The sequence below is a fragment of the Corynebacterium nasorum genome (assembly GCF_032821635.1).
In the GTDB taxonomy this organism is placed as follows: domain Bacteria; phylum Actinomycetota; class Actinomycetes; order Mycobacteriales; family Mycobacteriaceae; genus Corynebacterium; species Corynebacterium kefirresidentii.
This window is the reverse complement of sequence record NZ_JAVBIE010000005.1, coordinates 87,582-104,754: the sequence shown is the minus strand read 5'-3', so window position 1 is coordinate 104,754 and position 17,173 is coordinate 87,582. Positions and strand designations below refer to the sequence as shown.

General features: G+C 63.4%; 18 protein-coding genes. 12 read left to right on the top strand and 6 right to left on the bottom strand.

Going from position 1 to position 17,173, the window contains the following annotated elements:
- Window positions 1–114: 114 nt before the first annotated feature.
- From thrE to otsB, 5 genes are all read left to right on the top strand, one after another.
- Window positions 115–1,851: a threonine/serine exporter ThrE gene (gene thrE, locus RAE07_RS05920; RefSeq protein ID WP_248100140.1), complete on the top strand. Its 1,737-nt coding sequence runs from the start codon at window positions 115–117 to the stop codon at window positions 1,849–1,851.
- 86 nt (window positions 1,852–1,937) lie between these two features.
- Window positions 1,938–2,297 carry a hypothetical protein gene (locus RAE07_RS05915; RefSeq protein WP_023019892.1) on the top strand — a complete coding sequence of 120 codons (360 nt, stop codon included), beginning with the start codon at window positions 1,938–1,940 and terminating at the stop codon, window positions 2,295–2,297.
- Window positions 2,298–2,311: 14 nt separating this feature from the next.
- Window positions 2,312–3,754 carry an alpha,alpha-trehalose-phosphate synthase (UDP-forming) gene (locus tag RAE07_RS05910; RefSeq protein ID WP_317001520.1) on the top strand — a complete coding sequence of 481 codons (1,443 nt, stop codon included), beginning with the start codon at window positions 2,312–2,314 and terminating at the stop codon, window positions 3,752–3,754.
- The gene (locus RAE07_RS05905; RefSeq protein WP_284835445.1) at window positions 3,751–4,269 is read left to right on the top strand and encodes an META domain-containing protein; all 519 of its coding nucleotides are present in this window, start codon (window positions 3,751–3,753) and stop codon (window positions 4,267–4,269) included. Before RAE07_RS05910 ends, RAE07_RS05905 begins: the two co-directional genes overlap by 4 nt.
- An 18-nt stretch (window positions 4,270–4,287) precedes the next feature.
- Window positions 4,288–5,067: a trehalose-phosphatase gene (gene otsB, locus RAE07_RS05900; protein WP_284835446.1), complete on the top strand. Its 780-nt coding sequence runs from the start codon at window positions 4,288–4,290 to the stop codon at window positions 5,065–5,067.
- A gap of 25 nt (window positions 5,068–5,092) precedes the next feature.
- On the opposite strand, the gene RAE07_RS05895 is transcribed toward otsB, so the two are convergent.
- Window positions 5,093–6,190, bottom strand: a complete 1,098-nt coding sequence (locus RAE07_RS05895) for a LacI family DNA-binding transcriptional regulator (protein WP_023019896.1) — start codon at window positions 6,188–6,190, stop codon at window positions 5,093–5,095.
- 80 nt (window positions 6,191–6,270) lie between these two features.
- On the opposite strand from RAE07_RS05895, the gene RAE07_RS05890 reads away from it, so the two are divergent.
- The 5 genes from RAE07_RS05890 (at window position 6,271) to RAE07_RS05870 (ending at window position 10,755) form a co-directional block, all read left to right on the top strand.
- Window positions 6,271–7,239: a metal ABC transporter solute-binding protein, Zn/Mn family gene (locus RAE07_RS05890; RefSeq protein WP_200288650.1), complete on the top strand. Its 969-nt coding sequence runs from the start codon at window positions 6,271–6,273 to the stop codon at window positions 7,237–7,239.
- Window positions 7,239–7,940 (top strand): metal ABC transporter ATP-binding protein, encoded by a 702-nt coding sequence (locus RAE07_RS05885; RefSeq protein ID WP_023019898.1) that lies wholly within the window; start codon window positions 7,239–7,241, stop codon window positions 7,938–7,940. The genes RAE07_RS05890 and RAE07_RS05885 overlap by 1 nt, the downstream gene beginning before the upstream one ends.
- Entirely contained in the window at window positions 7,918–8,832 is a 915-nt protein-coding gene (locus RAE07_RS05880; RefSeq protein WP_317001517.1) for a metal ABC transporter permease, read from the top strand. The genes RAE07_RS05885 and RAE07_RS05880 overlap by 23 nt, the downstream gene beginning before the upstream one ends.
- A gap of 11 nt (window positions 8,833–8,843) precedes the next feature.
- Window positions 8,844–9,680 carry a CE1 family esterase gene (locus tag RAE07_RS05875; RefSeq protein WP_200288648.1) on the top strand — a complete coding sequence of 279 codons (837 nt, stop codon included), beginning with the start codon at window positions 8,844–8,846 and terminating at the stop codon, window positions 9,678–9,680.
- 64 nt (window positions 9,681–9,744) lie between these two features.
- Window positions 9,745–10,755, top strand: a complete 1,011-nt coding sequence (locus RAE07_RS05870) for an HNH endonuclease signature motif containing protein (RefSeq protein ID WP_248100132.1) — start codon at window positions 9,745–9,747, stop codon at window positions 10,753–10,755.
- A gap of 16 nt (window positions 10,756–10,771) precedes the next feature.
- Here RAE07_RS05870 and rlmB read toward each other — a convergent pair whose 3' ends face one another.
- The 5 genes from rlmB to RAE07_RS05845 are packed head-to-tail and all read right to left on the bottom strand — an operon-like array spanning window position 10,772 to window position 14,956.
- Window positions 10,772–11,719, bottom strand: a complete 948-nt coding sequence (rlmB, locus tag RAE07_RS05865; RefSeq protein ID WP_023019902.1) for a 23S rRNA (guanosine(2251)-2'-O)-methyltransferase RlmB — start codon at window positions 11,717–11,719, stop codon at window positions 10,772–10,774.
- 23 nt (window positions 11,720–11,742) lie between these two features.
- Window positions 11,743–13,131 carry a cysteine--tRNA ligase gene (gene cysS, locus RAE07_RS05860; RefSeq protein WP_023019903.1) on the bottom strand — a complete coding sequence of 463 codons (1,389 nt, stop codon included), beginning with the start codon at window positions 13,129–13,131 and terminating at the stop codon, window positions 11,743–11,745.
- A gap of 44 nt (window positions 13,132–13,175) precedes the next feature.
- Window positions 13,176–13,658 (bottom strand): 2-C-methyl-D-erythritol 2,4-cyclodiphosphate synthase, encoded by a 483-nt coding sequence (gene ispF / locus RAE07_RS05855; protein WP_200288645.1) that lies wholly within the window; start codon window positions 13,656–13,658, stop codon window positions 13,176–13,178.
- Window positions 13,651–14,400 (bottom strand): 2-C-methyl-D-erythritol 4-phosphate cytidylyltransferase, encoded by a 750-nt coding sequence (gene ispD, locus RAE07_RS05850; protein ID WP_317001516.1) that lies wholly within the window; start codon window positions 14,398–14,400, stop codon window positions 13,651–13,653. Before ispD ends, ispF begins: the two co-directional genes overlap by 8 nt.
- Window positions 14,372–14,956, bottom strand: coding sequence for a CarD family transcriptional regulator (locus RAE07_RS05845; protein ID WP_317001515.1), 585 nt, complete (start codon window positions 14,954–14,956; stop codon window positions 14,372–14,374). Before RAE07_RS05845 ends, ispD begins: the two co-directional genes overlap by 29 nt.
- Before the next feature lie 191 nt (window positions 14,957–15,147).
- On the opposite strand from RAE07_RS05845, the gene RAE07_RS05840 reads away from it, so the two are divergent.
- Together RAE07_RS05840 and radA are read left to right on the top strand one after the other, a co-directional pair.
- Window positions 15,148–15,735, top strand: coding sequence for a hypothetical protein (locus RAE07_RS05840; RefSeq protein WP_034655526.1), 588 nt, complete (start codon window positions 15,148–15,150; stop codon window positions 15,733–15,735).
- 73 nt (window positions 15,736–15,808) lie between these two features.
- Window positions 15,809–17,170 (top strand): DNA repair protein RadA, encoded by a 1,362-nt coding sequence (gene radA / locus RAE07_RS05835; protein ID WP_034655528.1) that lies wholly within the window; start codon window positions 15,809–15,811, stop codon window positions 17,168–17,170.
- Window positions 17,171–17,173 lie beyond the last annotated feature (3 nt).

Below are 17,173 nucleotides of genomic sequence, written 5' to 3'. Positions count from 1 at the left end.
GCACCAACGCTAAAGGGAAAGCCGGTCCCCCATCTATGCATTGACAGGGTACAGGGGCTAAAGTTCAGGCAGAATCTATCCCACTTTCTCAGCGCTTTTTCGAGGGTTATTTCCGTGTCATTTTTGTCCGCTATGCGGGAGCGCCTGCGCGCTTCCTCGGGCCAAGTAGCCATCATCGACGCGGCTAAAGCCGCACCGCCGCCATCGCCACTCGCCCCGATCGATCTCCATGATGCCGCTCAAGTCACCGGCGTCATGGAGATCGCCGCCCGCATTGGTGAAATCCTCATCGGCGCCGGTACGGCTAACTCGGATGCCCGCGCCCAGGTACACCTGGCGGCATCTTCCTATGGCTTGCACTACTGCCACGTGGATATCTTGATGAATACCATCACCATCCACACCACCATCGGCACCGGCGAGCAGCGCCAAAACCTGCACGTCTTCCGTGTGGTGCCGAGCATTGGCGTGGATTTTTCCAAGCTCTCGGCCGTCGATAAGCTCATTCGCTCTATCCACTCCGGCCAGATGCCACCGGCCATGGCGGAGCAGCGCCTCGACGAGATTGACCGCATGCCCGCCCCTTATAAGCCGGCCACGGTCATGCTCGGCTGGGGCGCGATGGGTGGCCTGATTTCCATGATGCTCGGCGGCGATCTGCTCGTCGGCGTGGTGGCCTTTGTGGTTTCCGCCTTCATCATGGGTCTGAACGCTTGGTTGGCCAACTATCGCTTGCCGCCCTTCTATCAGAATGTGGTCGGTGGCTTCTTCGCTGTCTTCCCTGCCGCCATTTTGTACAACGTGGCGGCCTCGTTCGGCATTAATTTCTCGCCGGCACAGATCATCGCCTCCGGCATCATCGTGCTGGTAGCGGGTCTAACCTTGGTGCAATCGCTGGTCGACGGCATCACGCGCGCCCCCGTAACCTCCTCCGCCCGCTTCTTTGAGGCGCTGCTATCTACCGGCGCCATCATCGCTGGCGTGGGCGTGGGCATCCAGCTGGCTGATTCGCTGGGCTTTAACCTGCCGCCGCTGGCCACGCTGGCCCCGCCGGTCTACCACGAGATTCCGCTGCTGGTGGTGCTCGGTGGCACCGGCTCCGCCGCCTTTGCGCTAGCCTGCGGGGCTGCCTGGATCGAGATCACCATGTCGGGGCTTACCGCCGCGGCCGGCATGATCTTCTATTACTTCGTGGTGGTGCCGTTTGGCATCGGCCCGGTGATTGCCTCGGGCCTGTCCGCTGTGGTCGTCGGCCTGGCCGGCGGCTTGATGTCGCGCCGTTGGGGCATCCCGCCGCTTATCACCATGATCGTGGGCTATACGCCGATGCTCCCCGGCCTCATGCTCTACCGCGGCATGTACGCCTCGCTCAATGAGCAGATGATTACCGGCTTTACCAACATGGCAATGGCCCTGGCCATCTCCGGCGCCCTGGCCGCCGGCGTAGTACTGGGCGAGCGCGTGGCCCGCCGCCTGCGCCGCCCGCAGTACTTCCGCCCCTACTCCGCTTTCAAGCGCATCGGCCGCTTCTCCTTCCACAAGGCCACGCACTTGGCCCGCAAGGCCCCGCGAATCCCGCGTGTGCCGATGTCCCCATTTGCCCCGCGCGTCAATCGCCCGGAGTTACCACCCAAGCTCGGGCCGAAGCCGCCGCAGCAGCACCCGCGCCACGAGGCCCAAAACCACGGGCCGCATACCCGCTCCGCCGCGGACCTGTGGCCGGAGGATTCTCAGTGGCCGGCGCAGCCGCAGCAGCACGAGAAGACCACCTATACCGTGCCGGGCACCGAAACGTTTCGTGCCCAAAAACCGGAGCAGCCGGGCACCGAATCCGGACCCGAGCGGTCTTAAACGCCGCCGGTAGCGTACAATATTTGCTCTGATAGCTTTTCTTGCAAGCGCTTAAGTAGTTTTCACAACGTTCAGGAGGACACGTCGTGCCACCCAAGGTCCAAGACACCCACCCACAGGCTGACCAGAATCACGCCCTTGAGGAGGAGACCTCCCGCGCAGCCCGCCGCATCGTGGCCACCTACGCCCAAGACTTCCTCGACGGCGTGACCCTGATGTCCATGCTGGGCGTGGAGCCCAAGGGCTTGGTACACAAGAAGGTTCTGGCGGAGCAGGCCGATGCCGCCCCGAAGAAGTCGACCAAGAAATCCAGCAAGAAGTCCACGAAGAAGTCGACCAAAAAGTCCACCAAGAAATCGACAAAGAAGTCGACCAAGAAGGCCACGAAGAAAGCGACGAAGAAGGCCTCTAAGAAGGCAACAAAGAAGTCTGCTAAGAAGTCTTAAGTTATTCTTGCACCATGAGTGAGCATGGCAATGACTTCGTGGTGGTGGCCAACCGCCTGCCGGTTGATCTAGAAACCCGGCCCGATGGCAGCCATACGTGGACACCCTCGCCAGGCGGACTGGTCACCGCCTTGTCCCCGGTCCTGGAGTCCCATCAGGGCTGCTGGGTAGGGTGGCCCGGCGTGACTGACACCGCACCTGAGCCCTTCCGCACCGATGCCGGCGTGCTGCTGCATCCGGTCAAGCTCACCGAGTCCGATTTCGAGGGCTTTTATGAGGGCTTTTCCAATGCCACCCTGTGGCCGCTCTACCACGATCTCATCGTCACCCCTACCTACGACCGCGATTGGTGGCACGCCTATCGCGAGGTCAACCTGCGCTTTGCAGATGAGGTAGCCGAGGTCGCCGCCGAGGGTGCCACCGTGTGGGTCCAGGACTACCAGCTACAACTTTTGCCCGGCATCCTGCGCCAAAAGCGCCCCGATCTCACCATCGGGTTCTTCTTGCACATCCCCTTCCCTTCTGCCGATCTCTTCCGTCAGCTGCCCTGGCGAGAGGAACTCGTGCGCGGGCTGCTCGGCGCGGATCTCATTGGCTTCCACTTGGAGGCCAATGCCCGCAACTTCCTGGAACTCGCCCGCCGCCACGGCCTCGACGTGGAAGGCGAGGCCAGTACCCGCGAGGTCACCGCACATATTCACCTACCGCAGGGACGCACCATCGGCGTGGGGGCTTTTCCCATCTCTATCGCCGCGAAGGACTTTGCCAGGTTCACTGCGGAGGATGAGCGGGACGTCGCCAAGCTGCGCGAAGAGCTGGGCTCGCCCCAGCGCATTATCCTGGGAGTGGATCGCCTCGATTACACCAAGGGCATCCTGCAGCGGCTGACTGCTTTTGAGGAGCTGCTGGAGTCCGGAGCACTCGACCCGGAAGAAGTAGCAATGGTGCAGCTGGCCACGCCGTCGCGCGAGCGACTTGATCATTACAAGGCCACCCGCTCCAAAGTCGAAGAAGCCGTAGGCCGCATCAACGGGCGCTTTGCCCGCGTGGGCCACCCAGTGGTGCACTATCAGCACCGGGGCGTAGCCAAGAGCCTCCTGCGCTGCTACTACCGCATGGCCGATGTCATGCTGGTCACCCCCTTCAAGGATGGCATGAATCTGGTGGCCAAGGAATACGTGGCCTGCCACGACGATGGTTCGGGCGCGCTAGTGCTCTCTGAGTTTGCCGGCGCTGCCGATGAGCTCAGCCAGGCCTACCTGTGCAATCCCTTCGATATCGAGTCCCTCAAGGCCGCCTTGCTCAATGCGCTCACCGCACTTGACGATGCCCCCTCTGCCATGTCCCAGCGCATGCTTACCATGCACCAGCAGGTCACTGAGCACGACGTACAGCTATGGTCCCAGTCCTTCCTGAGCTGCCTGCGCCATGCCGACGCCGAGGAGGCTGGCGCATGATGCCTCGCTGTAACCGCCTCATTACTCCGCTCGCCGCTGCGTGCGCCGCCACGCTGCTCGTTGCCTGCGGCTCCGGCGAAGAAGAGCCCCAGGCCCCTGGTGATGAGCAGATCCTGGATAAGCAGTGGCAGGTAGTCTCCATCAACACCACCCCGGATGCTGCCTCTACCATCCCGGAATCCATCCCGCAGGCCCCCACGTTGAGCTTTGGTGAATCTACGCTGGTAGGCACCACCGGCTGCACCCAAATGGTGGGAAAGGTGACCTATTCCGCCGATGAGGAGCGCCAAAATATCCAGGATGGCAACCGCCTGCACTTTGATGAGGTGGATTATGACGAGACCGCCCAGGATTGCCATGGCGCGTCCGTGTGGGCCGATAACCTGCTGCGCAACTTGATTTCCACTGGCCGCGATTTCCACTACACCGTCAATAGCAATAACCAGCTGGTCTTAGAGCTGGTTACAGATGAGGTGGACTCGCCGTCTATCAAATTGGTTTCCCTCGGCAATTAAATACGTAGGCTGGAAGCCATGACGCTTTCCACCACAATCAAGGCCCTTGCCGCCGCCGAGCACCTCGCGGTGGTCTCGGATTTTGACGGCACGCTCTCCCCCTTTGCCACGGCCATCTACGACGTCGAGATGAACCAAGACTCCCTACGCGCCTTGGATAAACTTGCTCACCTGCCGCATACCACCGCGGCCGTGCTGTCCGGCCGCCACCTCGCAGGCCTGCAGCGCGTGTGTCCACTGCGCGAGCCCGTGCTATTCGGCGGATCCCATGGCGCCGAATCCTCTTGGGAAGAAACGGATCTAACTCCCGCGATGCGCGAGCATCTGACCGCCAAGGAAACCGAGATCCGCGCAATTATGGAGCGCTTCCCAGGCGCGGATATCGAGGTCAAGCCCTTCCAGCGCGTACTGCACCTGCGGGCGCTCGAGGATACCGACCCAGAAGCTGCCGCCCAGGCTTATGAAGCCGGTCTCGCACTCGACCCGGGCGGCTTCCCACGCACGGCCGGTAAGTCCGTCGTGGAGTTTTCTGCCACTCAGGCCACCAAGGGCACGTGGTTAGACGAGCTACGCGAGCGTACCGGCGCCACCGCCATGGTCTTTTTGGGCGATGATGTCACCGACGAGGACGGTTTCCGCGCCCTCCATCAGCCGCCGGACGTCGGTGTCAAGGTAGGCGAGGGCGATACGGCGGCCGTAGTGCAGCTTGCCGACGTCGACGCCGTCGCCCACTTCCTCACTGAGCTTGCCACCGCCCGCGCGGCCCATATAGGTCACTCCGGCGGCGACGACGCCTAGCCGGTAAACCCCGGCCTGCCCCGACTTAACGCGGTGGTGCCACGGTCCGCCCCGCCGCGAAATTCGTCCGCAGTACCCGCCGCGACACCGCCGGCACGGCCGCCGCCGCATTATCCGCGGCGGCGATGAGGTTAGAGAGCATGTGGCCGGCGGCGGCGCCTTTGGCCTTATTGGGCTGGATGATGGTCGTCAAGCCAAGGCGCTGCGCCGCATCGATGCCGTCAAAGCCGGTGACGGAAAGCTCACTGGGAATATCGATGCCCCGTTCGCGCGCATAGGTCATCACGCCCAGCGCCATGGAGTCGGTGGTGCACAGGACTGCGGTGAGGTCAGGGTGGGCGTCGAGAAGCAACTGCGCGGCCGCCCGCGTGGTTTGCGCATCATTGATGTGCTGGGTGACCACGGGCACGGTTTCCGGCGCGATCCCCGCCTGCGCAAAGACGTCCATGGCGCCCATGACGCGGGCGTGCTGCACGTGCATATCGGCCTCTTGCAACTCCTCCCAGGAAATGGGGCCATCGTGGCGCTCGCGTTTGAGGCGAATGGCCAGCACGCCAATCTTGCGGTGGCCGGCCTCCACCAGCGCGCGGGCGGCCGGAGCAATGGCGGCTCGGTCATCGATCCCTACAAAAGGCAGGCCCGAATCCGTCGGCTGATCGCAGACCACCACCGGCAGCCCGCGCCCGCGCGCCGCCTCCAGGTAGGCATCCCCGGCCGCCACGGAATAAACCACAAAACCATCCACGGCGGCCGAGCCGACCAAGCTGGTCGCCTCCGCTTCCCCCTCCGGGCCGGCCGGGATGAGGGTAAGCATGCTTTGCGCGCCGGCCGAGGCCTCCGCCATGCCGGCCAAGAAATCCACCGAGGCCATGTCTTCGAAGGCATAGGACAGGTGCTCAGTCAGCAGCACGCCCACCGCACCCGCACGGCGGGTGCGCAGGCTGCGAGCCGTGGGGTCCGGCCCGGGGTACCCTCGCGCTTTCGCCGCTGCCAGAATGCGCGCGCGCGTCGCGGCCGAGAGCTGGTCCGGCCGGCTATAGGCATTGGACACCGTCGTGCGCGAAACACCCAGTTCGGCGGCCAGCGAGGCCAGCGTCTTGCGGGTGGGGCTGCGTTTCACCATAGCCGTAAGCTTACCCCGCGGCCGCGTTTTCAATACATATTCAATTGACAACAATTACCATCAACAGCACACTGGGAGCTATGCATAACTCACTTCGCGCAACCGCCGCCCTCCTCGCGGCCGGCGGCCTCCTCCTCACCGCCACCGCTTGCTCCTCTTCTGACTCTCAAGACTCGGCTGCCGAGCCGGGTGCTCAGAAGAAAATCTCCATCGTCGCTTCCACTTCTATCTGGGCCGATGTTGCCCAAGCCGTGGCCGATACCGCCTCCGGCGTGGACATTGAGGTCAAGCCCATCGTGGAGGGCAATGGCGTCGACCCCCACCACTTCGAGCCTTCCGCGGCCGATATCGCCAAGGCCGAAGACGCGGACCTGCTCGTAGTCAACGGCGGCGGCTACGATTCTTGGATTTACCAGGCCGTCTCCGAGCAAGACAACATCATCTCCGCACTGCCGCTGACCGACCACGGCAAGCTGGCCGATGACCCCAATGTCATGACCATCGACGCCGCCAAGGCCACCGCCAAGAAGGACCCAAAGAAGGTCACCAATATCGAAGGCAACGAGCACATCTGGTACGACCCAGCTGCGCTCGACGAGGTCGCAGGTAATATCGCCGACCAGATCAATGAGCTCAATACCGATGCGCACGCCAGCACCGAGCGCGTGGACTCCCACGTCAACCGGCTGCGCGACAAGCTCAAGGAGCTACCGGGCGATCTCTCCTACGCCCAGACCGAGCCGATTGCGGACTACATCATGAAGTACACCTCCGGCAAGGACGTCACCCCAGAGGGCTACCGCAAGGCCACCATTTCTGAGGGCGAGCCCACCGCGGCCGACCTTGCCGCCTTCACCAAGGCCATCAAGGACCACAAGGTGGACCTTCTCATCTTTAACCCGCAGACCGAAACCGATACCGCCGGCCGTATCAAGTCCGCCGCGGAGGATGCGGATGTCAATATCGTCGAAATCGGCGAGACCCCGCCGGATGGCAAGGAGTTCTGGACCTACTATGACGAGGTCACCGACTCCCTGGGGAAGCTCTAGTGCTCATCCAATTTCATGACGCAGCGGTTGCCCCGCTGTGGTCCAGCCTTAACCTCGCCGTTGACCGCGGCGAGTTTATCGCCGTTTTGGGCCCCAATGGCGTGGGCAAATCCACCCTGCTCGGCACTATCTTGGGCACCCGCAAACTCACGGCCGGCAGCGTCGACGTGGACTGCCGCGTCGGATTCATCCCGCAGCAGCGCATGTTCCCGGCCGACCTGCCCCTGCGCGCCCGCGACTTAGTATCGCTCTCCCTTGCGCACGGCGCTTTCCGACGCCGCCGCCCTCCCCGCCACCGCGTCGACGAGCTCCTCGCCGAGGTAGGTGCCACCGGCCTGCGCGACCGCCGCGTAGGACAGCTATCCGGCGGCCAGCAGCAACTTATCCGCCAGGCCCAAGCGCTGGCCAATGACCCAGAGCTCATCCTTGCCGATGAGCCGCTGCTCTCGCTCGATCCGGCGCGCCAGCAAGACACCGTGGAGAAGCTAGATGCGCTACGCCGCGAGCGCGGCACCTCCATCATCTTTGTCACCCATGGCATCAATCCGGTACTCGGAGTGACCGATAAGGTGCTCTACCTTGCTCCCGGCGGCCATACCTTCGGCGCGGTAGATGAGGTCATGCGCTCCGATGTCCTTTCCGAGCTCTACGGTTCCAAAGTCAACGTCTTAAACGTCGATGGGAGGCTTATCGTTGTCTAGCTTCATAGAAGACACCCAGTACCTGCTGAGCGTTGATTTTGTACAGTCCTCGCTCATCGCCTCCGCGCTGCTGGGCATTCTTTCTGGCGTGATGACCTCGCTCATCGTGCTGCGCCAGATGTCCTTTTCCGTCCACGCGACTTCCGAGCTCGCGCTCATGGGTGACTCCGCCGCACTACTTTTCGGTCTCAACTTAGGCTTTGGCGCGGTCGCCGGGGCCATCGTGGCCGCCATCATCCTCGCCGTACTGGGCTTTAAGGGCCAGCAAGACAGCGCCATCGGCGTGGTCATGAGCTTTGGCCTAGGACTGTCGGTGCTATTTCTGCACCTCTATCCGGGCAACGCGAATACCGCGATGACGCTGCTGACCGGCCAGATCGTCGGCGTATCTTCGGCCTCGGTATGGCTTTTGGCCGCAACCACCGTAGTCATCCTCTCCGCCGTAGCCATCCTGTGGCGCCCCATGCTCTTCGCTTCGGCCGACCCAGTTATGGCCCAGGCGGCCGGCGTGCCGACCCGTTTCATCTCGGTCGCCTTCGCCGTACTCGTGGGCCTAGCGGCCGCGCAGTCGGTACAAATCGTTGGTTCACTGCTCGTCATGGCGCTGCTTATCACCCCCGGCGCAGCGGCCGTGCAGATTACTTCCTCACCCCTGCGCGCGGTCATGTGGGCCACCATTTTCGCCGAGGTGTCGGCCGTAGGCGGCTTCATCTTATCGCTCGCGCCTGGTCTTCCGGTCTCGGTCTTCGTCACCACCATTTCCTTTGTCATCTATCTGGTGTGCCGGCTCATCGGCTGGCGGCGCAATAAAAGCGCAGTGCGCGACGAGGTCGCCGCTAAACGCTTCCACGCCGACTGCCACACCACGGCCGAGGAGCACCACGCCGACTAAACTGGGCGGCTATGCACGTACACCGCCGCACCGCGGATGTGGATGGCCGCACCCGCCGCTTCCTCATCATCACGCCGGATAATCCCGGCCCGCACCCGGACCTGCTGCTCTTCTTCCACGGCTCGTTGCAATCCGGCAACGTGATGCGCCGCTTTACCAATGGCACCTTCGACGAGCTTGCCGATGCCACCAACACCATCCTCGTCTACCCCGACGGCGTGGATCGCCATTTCAATGATTGCCGCAGCATCCTACCGGTCACCGCCCGCACGGAGAACGTTGATGACATCGCCTTCGCCACGTATCTCGTTGAAGCTATGCAGTGCGAGTTCGGCACCGCGCGCACCTTTGCTTGCGGCTATTCCAATGGCGGTCAGATGGTGCTCCGCCTGCTTTTCGACGCTCCCTTTACCCTCACCCGCGCCTGCATCTTCGCCTCCACCTTGGGCGAGGGCGATAACCACGCGCCCAGCAACCCGGATGGCTACCGGCCCACGCCGCTGCTGTTTTTCCACGGCACCGCGGACCCATATGCGCCTTATGAAGGCGGTGTGGCCGGGCTGGACGCCGAGCGCACCCGCGGCCGCGTGCTCTCCGCTCCTGCCACCGCGGAGTACTTTGCGTTGGCCAATGGCTGCCAGCCACCGCGCGACTACCACCCCGCCCCGGATGTCACCGCCACCGAATACGCCGGCGATTTTCCCGTCGAACTATGGACCATGGAGGGCCTTGGCCACGTGATTCCCTCTAGCATGAGAACCGACCCGCGCATAGGCCCCAATACAGATTCCTTCCGCGCTGTGGATAAGGTCCGCGACTTTTTCGGACTCGGCACCGCGCAGTCCTAGTTATCCACAGCGGCGCGCCTTATCCCTCGCCTCTGGTCGCGTCCCGCACCTAATGTGTGGAGCCATGAACGCGCTGCACACTTTCTTGACAGGCCTAGCCGCCGGCATGGACATCATCGCCGACTGCCACGGCCTTTCCAAGCGCGCGCTTATCGACGCCGGCTGTCCCGATACCACCGCCACCCGCCTGCTCGCCCTCGCCGATACCTACTTCGGCCCAACCGCGTTTAGCCGCCTCCAGCGCGAATCCATCGCCGCCGCTCGCACCAATGGGCACAGCCTTACCGCGCTGCTGGCCATCGAGCGCTACGCCACTCGGCTGAGAAATAAGCGTCAGGCCTGGGCGCTGCGTCGGGAGTTGTGTGGGATGAAGGGGGATGCCTCGGACGTCGAAAAGCGGGGGCATAAACGCGTGCGCGAGATTAAAGGCCCGCCGCAGCGCACACCCGGTGTCAAGCTCTACCGCCGCGCCGAGGGCCCCTGGACTATGACGATTACCGGCAAATCCGCCGATATTGCGGATATGCATGCCGCACTGGATAAAGATGCCCCGCTAGATTCGGTGCGCAAGATTTTCCAGGGCAAGACCGCCGCCTCCGGTGCGTCCGTGACCACCAATGTGGTGCTGCGCTTGGACGAGCTCGACCGCGTCGTCGACTGCGCGGGCGATGACGTGACACTGCAGCTCACCAATGGCGCCCGGATGACCGGCGCAGACCTCGTGCGCCGCGCATTTACCGAGCATGGCTATGTCACCCTCATCCATCCCGTTAAAGGCCCGGTGAATCTGTATCGCACGGAGCGGCTCGCCTCACCCAAGCAGCGCACCATGGCGGCCGCGGAAAATCCCACTTGTCCTTGGCCCCAGTGCAATTATCCCGCCGACGAATGCCAAGTCCACCACCTCACCGCCTGGCGCCACGGCGGCGAGACAAACCCCGAAAACCTCACCATCGCCTGCCCGTACCACAACGGCGTCAACGACGATGACCCCAACGCCCCGCCAGTTCGCGGCCGCTTGGCCCGGGTGAATGGCACCATTAGGTGGCTGCCGCCCTGGGCAGAAGGCGGCTAGAAACTCTCGCTAGAGACTACTGGGCCGCGCGGCGCTGGCGTGCGAATTCGGAAAGCACAGAACCGGCCGCGACGGAAGCATTGAGGGACTCGACCCAATCCGTCATAGGGATGGACATGATGACGTCGCAGTTTTCCCGCACGAGGCGAGAAATCCCCTTGCCCTCGGAACCGATGACGATGACCACGGGGTCCGTCGCGCCGTTATATGTATCCAGCGTGTGCTCGCCGCCGGCATCTAGGCCGACGACCTGGTAGCCGCTCTTTTGGAATTGCTGTACGGTGCGGGTGATATTCGTCGCGCGGGCGACCGGCAGGCGCGCCGCCGTGCCGGCCGAGGTACGCCACGCCACGGCAGTCACGGATGCGGAGCGGCGCTCTGGGATGATGACGCCGTCGCCACCAAAAGCTGCCACAGAGCGAATCACCGCGCCGAGGTTGCGCGGGTCGGTGATGTTATCCAAGATGACGAACATGCCCGGACGGGCACTTTCGGCCGCACGGGAGATGAGCTCGTCGACATCGGCGTATTTATACGGCGGGATCTGCAGCCCGATGCCCTGGTGCATGCCGTTGCCGGTCATGCGGTCCATCTCGTGGCGCTGCACCTCGATGATGGGGATATTGCGGGTATTGCACATGGCCACGGCCTCAGACAGGCGCTTATCGTTGCGGGTACCGGCCACGATATAGAGCGTGGTGGCCGGAACCTTGGCATGCAGACACTCGATGACCGGGTTGCGGCCCACGACCATCTCGGCGGTCTCCTTCTGGTGACGGCCGGAGTTGCGGCGGTCGCGCTCCAGCTTGGCCTTGTGCTTGGCGTGGTAAATGCGGTCCTCTGCCTTGGGTGTCGGGCCCTTGCCGGCCAAGCCCTTGCGGCGCTGGCCGCCGGAGCCCTTGGTTGCGCCCTTCTTATTGGTCTTGCGGATTCCCGCGCCACCGCGGCCGTGGGTACGTGCCATAGTTTATTGTCCTTTCGGAGTGCTTAACGCTGCGCCAGCGACCAGGTCGGGCCGTCTGGGGTATCGGTGATGGTGATGCCGGCGGCCGCGAGGCGGTCACGGACGGCGTCGGCAGTAGCGAAGTCCTTGTCCGCACGCGCCTGGGTGCGCCGCTCCAGTTCAGCCTGCACCAGCGCATCCAACGCGGCATCCGCCCCGCTAGCTTGCGCTCCATCTTCCCACTCCAGCGGGTCAAAGCCAAGTACGTGTGCCATCGCCCGTACCTGGCCGGCCAGCGTGCGCGCCCCGGCCTCATCGCCGGCGGCAAGGGCCTTATTGCCGGCGCGAACGGTGGTGTGGATTTCCGCCAGAGCCTTGGGCACCGCGATGTCATCATTCATCGCGTCTTCAAAGCCCTGTGTCCACTCGCCTAGCTCCAGGTCATCGAAGTGAGCGAGGAAGTCCTCGATGCGGCGGTAGCCTGCGGCGGCCTCGGTCAGCGCAGCTTCGGAATACTCCAGCACGGAGCGGTAGTGCGCCGAGCCCAGGTAGTAGCGCAGCTCCACCGGACGCACCAGCTCGAGCATATTCGGAATAGAGAGCACGTTGCCCAGCGATTTCGACATCTTCTCGCCCGACATCGTCACCCAGTGGTTGTGCATCCAGTAGTTGGCAAACTTATCGCCGGCCGCGTGCGACTGAGCAATCTCGTTCTCGTGGTGCGGGAACTGCAGGTCCAGCCCGCCGCAGTGGATATCGAAGTTAGAGCCCAGGTAATAGGTAGACATGGCCGAGCACTCCAGGTGCCAGCCGGGTCGGCCGTCACCCCAGGGGGTGGGCCAGCTGGGCTCGCCCGGTTTCGCGGCCTTCCACAGAGCAAAGTCTTGGGCGCCGCGCTTGGCCGAATCTTCGCCCTCACCCTGTTCCATTTCTTCTACCTTGTTGCCGGACAGCGAACCATAATCCGAGCCTTCGGCCTTGGTCCATGCGGCAACGTCAAAGTAGACGGAGCCTTCGGCGGGGTAGGCAAAGCCGGCGTCGATAAGCCGCTGCATATAGTCGACCATCTGGGTGACAAAGCCGGTCGCGCGCGGCTCTACCGAAGGCGGAAGCACGCCCAGGGTGTTATAGGCCTTGGTGAACTCGCGCTCATACGTGGATACCCACTCCCACCAGGGGCGATTATTCTCGGCCGCCTTGGTGAGAATTTTGTCATCGATATCGGTGACGTTGCGCACCAAGGCTACGTCATAGCCTTGGGCGAGCAGCCAGCGGCGCAGGATGTCGAAAGCGACGCCGGAGCGCAGGTGCCCGATGTGCGGCTGGGCCTGCGGGGTGGCGCCGCACAGGTAAATCGAGGCATGGCCGGGGCGAATCGGCTCGAAATCGCGTTGGCTGCGGGTGGCTGTGTCATAAATGCGCAAAGTACTCACGCCACTTAGTCTAATTGACGCGTGCGCGGGGTTAGTGCGGTGGGCTAGGCGCGCCAGACGACGGCCGTAGCAACCGCCGCACGCCCCTCCTTACGGCCGGTGAACCCCAGGTGGTCCGTCGTGGTAGCAGATACGGACACGGGGGCACCAAGGATTTCGCTCAGTACAGCCTCGGCCTCTTCGCGGCGCGGACCCATCTTGGGGGTCTGGCCGATGAGCTGGGCGGCGGCGTTGCCGATGATAAAGCCCTCAGATTCGAGGAGCTGGCGGCATTCGCGCAGCAACTTCGCGCCGGAAACGCCATCGTATTCGGGGCGGCCGACGCCCACGAAGGAGCCGAGGTCACCGAGGTGGGAGGCGGATAAAAGGGCGTCGACAAGCGCGTGCGCTACAACATCCCCATCGGAGTGGCCCTCGCACCCGTCAACGCTTTCGAAGAGCAGGCCGGCGATCCAGCAATCCTTGCCGGCCTCGATTTGGTGGGCGTCGGTGGCAATTCCAACGCGCGGGATAATCGGATTAGTCATGGGTCTCCTCGGTCAGGGCGTGGGCCAGGGTGAGATCGATGGGCGTGGTGATCTTGAAAGCCAGGGTATCGCCCGGCACGGTTGCCACGCGCTCGCCGTGCCATTCCATGAGGCTGGCGTCATCCGTGGCGGTAAATTCGGGCTGCTGGGCCCAATAATCGAGGTTGGCCTGGCGCAGCGCGGACAGGCGGAAGGCCTGCGGGGTTTGCACTGCGCGCAGGCGGGAGCGATCGGGGGTGCTCAACACGGCCTCATCCGCGACTTCCTTGATGGTATCGGCCACCGGAACCACCGGCACGGCCGCGGGAGCGCCTTCCAGCACCCGCTTGGCGACGCCCCGCACCATCGCCGGCGGCGTCAACGCACGGGCCGAATCGTGGATGAGCACCACGGCATCCTCGTCCGGGATTGCTTGCAGGCCGGCCCACACGGAATCGGCGCGCTCGCTGCCACCGTGAACGAGGCGAATCGGGGCGGCGCTTGCAGCGTCAGTAGCACCAACGGCGTCGATGCGGCCGATAATGCGCGCGGCCTCAGCCTCCATGTCCGGGCTGACCAGGACGATAATTTCATCGACTACCCCGGAGGCCAGCAATGCTCGCACGGAGCGTTCCAGGAGGGTGCGACCGCGCAACTCGACATAAGCTTTGGGCACCTCGGCGCCGAGGCGGGTTCCCTGGCCTGCGGCCGCGATGAGCGCGATGACGCGCTGTTTAGTCTTCGTCGTCGAAGGAGAGGTCATCGAGATCGATGTCGTTGTCGATATCGGTGGTGATGGACTTATCATCTACCAATCCGGCGGCGCGGTGGCGCTCGATGGTGGCATCGATTTCTTCCATCATGGTGTCGGCCTTCTTCTCATCGACCGGCTTGGCCAGTGCGAGCTCACCTACCAGGATGGTGCGGGCCTTGCCAAGCATGCGCTTCTCGCCGGCCGAAAGGCCGCGATCCTGGTCGCGGCGCCACAGGTCACGCACGACCTCGGCGACCTTATTAATATCGCCGGAAGCCAGGCGCTCCTGGTTAGCCTTATAACGGCGGGACCAGTTGCCGGCCTCTTCGACGTCCTCGTCACGCAGCACGGAAAAGACCTTTTCTAGGCCTTCCTTGCCCACGACGTCGCGCACGCCGACGTTATCGGCGTTCTTGATGGGCACGCGGACGACCAGGTCGGACTGGTTGATGTGCAGCACCAGGTATTCGAGCGTCTCGTCGCCCATTTCGCGGGTCTCGATATCCTCGATGACGGCCGCACCGTGGTGCGGGTAGACGACGACCTCGCCGACCTTATACTCCATTGCCACTCCTTGTGTTCCCGATTTATCCCGGTTGACTAAGGCCGCTATTTTATCACGCACGGTCGCCCCGACTGCGGATACCCCCGTATACCCCCACGGTCTACCCGCCCGATTTGGGACAACTGTGTACTTTATTGCGAAAGGGACTAGGCTAAAGCGTTGACAAGCCCTGTGATCGCAATTGATGGAGGATGCTCAACGTGCAGTCCCTGAAGTCCGCCGCCCGCCGCGGTGCCATTATTTCCGTTACCGCCGTCTCCGCTCTGGCGTTGGCTTCTTGCTCGGCGGGTCATGTCACCCAGACCGCTGAAAAAGTGGCTGCGGTCGATGGCGCTTCTGCAAGCACGGAAGATAATAAGGCTGCAGTTCGCGATGTCACCATCCTGGTAGAGCCGGACGGCACTGCTGCACTGAAGTTCAGCGCCATTAACCAGGGCTACGACACCGATGTCATTTCCTTGGAGTCCGTGAAGGTCGATGGCCAGCGCGTTGAGATGAAGCAGCCACAGCCGCTGCACCGCGATGAGTCCATCATCGCTGATTCTCAGAAGAACCTGGAAGCTAACCCCCAGCAGGATTCCGAAACCGTCCAGTACATCGCCACCAAGTTGAAGAATGATGACTACGGCTACGCCGGTGACCGCCCGGTTACCTTCGAGTTCTCCAATGGCTCCATCGACGTAAACGCCACCATCGCTGCCACCCAGATGCAGTCCGGCGAGTTCGACCGCGACGTCGAGTCCTCCGAGGGCTACACCTCCGAGGCTCCGAAGAACTAAGCCACACTACTTTCCAGCCCCGCTCCCAGCCCGTTTCGGGCTGGGAGCGTCTGTGTGTTTTAGGCTAGAAGCCATGGCCAAGAAAACCCGCCCCATCCATACCTGTTCCGAATGCGGCTACGTCTCGCCCAAATGGCTCGGGCGATGCCCGGACTGCGGTGCGTGGGGCACGCTGGAGGAAAAGGCACCGGTGGTGGCGGTGCCAGGGGCGTCGGCAAGCAAGGGCGTAGCCCCGTCGAGTCCGGCACAGCCGATTACCAAGATTGGGGCGCAGGCAACAAAGACGGTGCGCACCGGTATCGGCGAGTTGGATCGCGTGCTGGGAAGCGGCATCGTGCCGGGCTCGGTGGTGCTTATGGCCGGCGAGCCCGGCGTGGGCAAATCCACGCTACTGCTGGAAGTAGCCTCGCGGTGGGCACAGCTCGGCCGCACCGTGCTCTACGCGACGGCCGAGGAATCCGCCGGCCAGGTCCGCTCCCGCGCCGAGCGCACCGGCGCCTTGCAGGAAACTTTGTATTTGGCGGCCGAGTCCAACTTGGATGGGGTCTTCGGGCACGTCGATAAGCTGCAGCCTAGCCTCATCATCGTCGATTCGGTACAGACCATGCATGCCGTAGGTGTGGAGGGTGTATCCGGTGGCGTGGCACAATCGCGCGCGGTAACGGCCGCGCTGACGTCATTGGCGAAATCCACGGGCATTCCGGTGCTACTGGTCGGCCACGTCACGAAGGACGGCAACGTGGCCGGGCCACGCGTGCTGGAGCACCTTGTCGACGTCGTCTTAAACTTCGAGGGCGACCGCCAATCCAGCCTGCGCATGCTGCGCGGCATCAAAAATCGCTTTGGTGCCACCGACGAGGTGGGCTGCTTCGAGCAGACCTCCGGCGGCATTCGGGAGGTAGCGGATCCCTCCGGGCTATTCCTCTCGCACCGCGGTTCTACGCCGGATGGCTCGGCCGTGACGGTCGCGATGGACGGGGTGCGGCCGATTCTGGCGGAGGTGCAGGCGCTGACGGTGGACCCGGTGGCGAAAAACCCGCGGCGGGTGGTTACCGGGCTAGATTCCAACCGCGTGCCGATGGTGCTCGCGGTGCTCCAGGCCCGCGCCGGCCAGCGCACCAATGATAAAGATGCCTACGTCGCCACGGTCGGCGGCATGCGCATTACGGAAACCGCGACGGATTTGGCGGTGGCGTTGGCGACGTGGTCCTCGTTGCACGAGCAACCGCTGCCGGCCAAGACGGTTGTCATTGGCGAGGTGGGCCTGGCCGGCGAGTTGCGTCCAGTGCCCAATGTGGAGCGGCGCTTAATGGAGGCCGCGCGGCTGGGTTATAAGAACGCGATTGTCCCACGCGGGGAAATCGAGCCAGTAGACGGCATTCGCGTCCACCAAGCTGGGACGCTAGGGCAGGCCATCGCTGCGGTGGCGAGGTAGCAC